This is a genomic window from Dietzia sp. SYD-A1, assembly GCF_015356725.1.
Classification (GTDB): Bacteria; Actinomycetota; Actinomycetes; order Mycobacteriales; family Mycobacteriaceae; genus Dietzia.
Genome location: NZ_JADDKI010000453.1, coordinates 1 through 2,368 on the forward strand (window position 1 = coordinate 1; position 2,368 = coordinate 2,368).

The window sequence follows — 2,368 nt, forward strand, 5'->3', positions numbered from 1 at the left end:
CATCCGGAGGCCCACCGGCTCACCACGCGGACCGATCTCTCGGACACGGTGCTGGGCCCGCGGAACTACACGCCTCGGCGGATCGGTCTCCTCGCCGTCGTCGCTATCATTCTGCTGGTGACGGTGTCGTTCCCCCTGCGCAATCATTATCAGTTCCTATCGGACGAGAAGGCGGTGGCGCAGGAGCGGGCGGCGCTGGAGGCGACGATCGCCGAGCTCGAGGCCGAGGAGCAGCTGCTCGCCGATCCGGCGTACATCGAGCAGCAGGCTCGCATCCGCTTCGGCGCCGTCAAGCCGGGGGAGACCCCGTACCGGGTGAGCCCGGTGGATCCGGTGGAGCAGGCGGCGGCCGAGCAACGGGCGGCCGAGTTGGCGGCGCTGCCGTGGCAGACGCGGGTGTGGGACTCCATCTCCGCGCCCGCCGATCCCGTCTACCCGGAGAACTCGAGCCTGCCGGGGGGTACGTCGGTCCTCGAGGGCACCAGCATCCCCGGCGGGCCCGACACCCCGGCCGTTCCGGTCGATCCCCGGCGCGGGCATCTCGGCGTCGATTCCCCGGGCGGCGAGGCACCCGATGGCGCCGATGCGCCCCAGCAACCACAGGAGGACCCCCCAGCGTGAGCGCCGAATACAGCGTGTCCAGTGACGATCTCGACGCGATCGAGGCCCAGCTGGGTCGGCGGCCGCGCGGGGTGCTGGAGGTGTCCTACCGCAGCCCCGACGGCAGGCCCGGTGTGGTCAAGACCGCGCCGCGGCTGGAGGACGGCACCCCGTTCCCGACGCTGTACTACCTCACCGATCCGCGGCTCACCGCCGAGGCGAGTCGGCAGGAATCCGCGGGGATCATGAGGGGGATGACGACGAGGTTGACCTCCGACCCCGAGATGGCCCTCAATTACACCCAGGCGCATGAGCGGTATCTCGAGCAGCGCAACGAGATCGAGGACCTCGGTACCGACTTCTCCGGTGGCGGGATGCCCGAGCGGGTCAAGTGCCTCCACGTGCTGATGGCGTACGCGCTGGCCGAGGGGCCGGGCGTGGTGTGGCTGGGCGACGAGTCCGTGGCGCTGGCCTGCGAGGCCGGGCTGCGCGGCACGGCGCTGCCCGAGGACTGGCCCACGCCCGAGGAGCTGGGCGTGCCCGACTACTACGCGCAGGAGCAGGAGTGACCTCGGCTGCTGGCTCCGCCGATTTCGGCGGGGTGCGAGTCGGAGCTGTGGACTGCGGCACCAACTCCATCCGCCTGCTCGTCGCCGAGGGCGTCCCCGGCCAGCCCGGGCTCGCCGACGTCCACCGCGAGATGCGGATTATTCGGCTGGGCGAGGGCGTCGACTCCACCGGCAGGCTCTCGACCGAAGCGATCTCGCGATGCCGCACCGCCCTTACCGACTACGCGGCCACCATGGCCGAGCTCGGTGTGCAATCGGTGCGGATGGTGGCGACCTCCGCGACCCGCGACGCGGCCAACAAGGACGACTTCTTCGGCATGACCGCCGAGGTGCTGGGCGCGCACTTCCCGGGTGCTGTCGCCGAGGTGATCTCCGGGCAGACCGAGGCCGAGCTGACCTTTGCCGGCGGTGTCTCGGATCTGCGGCCGGAGGATGGCCCGTTCGTGGTGACCGACCTCGGCGGCGGGTCCACGGAGATCGTGGTGGGCGAACTCGTCCGCGGCGAGGTGCGCCTGCTGGGCTCGCGCAGCCTGGATATCGGCTGTGTGCGGATCACCGAGCGGGTGCTGCACTCGGACCCGCCCACGGCCGACGAAATCGCCGAGGCTCGCGCGGTGATCGCCGACGCATTGGCGGAGGCCGGCGACGTGCCGGTGGGCCGCGCCGCCCGCTGGGTGGGCGTGGCCGGCACCTTCACCACGCTGAGCGCGCTGGCGCAGAACCTGGGGGAGTACGACCCCGAGCGGATCCACGGCAGCGTCATCCCGCTGGACCGGATGCGTGAGGTGTGCGATCGGCTGGTGGCCTCGTCGGTGACGGAGCGCCGCAGTCTGGGGCCGATGCACCCGGGTCGCGCAGACGTGATCGGCGGGGGAGCGATCGTGGTCCAGGAGCTGTGTGATGTGATGGCAGAGCGCGCGGGGTTGTCCGAACTCACGGTGAGTGAGAAGGACATCCTGGACGGCATCGCGATGTCGGTGCTGTCCCGCCTGGCCGGCTAGCCCGACCCGGCGCCCCACGCGCCACCCGGTCTCGCTCCGGCGGGGCCTACAAGCCCCCATAGCCCAATTGGCAGAGGCAGACGGCTTAAAACCGTTTCAGTGTCGGTTCGAGTCCGACTGGGGGTACCGCACTGGTTTCAATCTAGTGTCGCGCGTGTGAAGTAGTTTTACGGTTGGGTTTGTGAAATCATGGGGCAT

The 2,368-nt window shown here is 70.3% G+C and carries 3 protein-coding genes and 1 tRNA gene; all 4 read left to right on the plus strand.

The window, feature by feature from the left end:
* The coding region (locus tag IY392_RS15580) for a septum formation initiator family protein (protein WP_194861696.1) at window positions 1-621 on the plus strand (621 nt) is incomplete at its 5' end.
* A complete protein-coding gene (locus IY392_RS15585; protein WP_194861697.1) occupies window positions 618-1,169 on the plus strand; it encodes a DUF501 domain-containing protein in 552 nt (183 codons plus the stop codon). The genes IY392_RS15580 and IY392_RS15585, both read left to right, overlap by 4 nt.
* Entirely contained in the window at window positions 1,166-2,170 is a 1,005-nt protein-coding gene (locus IY392_RS15590; protein ID WP_309234197.1) for a Ppx/GppA phosphatase family protein, read from the plus strand. Before IY392_RS15585 ends, IY392_RS15590 begins: the two co-directional genes overlap by 4 nt.
* 52 nt (window positions 2,171-2,222) lie before the next feature.
* Window positions 2,223-2,296: transfer RNA gene (locus tag IY392_RS15595), tRNA-Leu, on the plus strand.
* The last annotated feature ends 72 nt before the right edge of the window (window positions 2,297-2,368 follow it).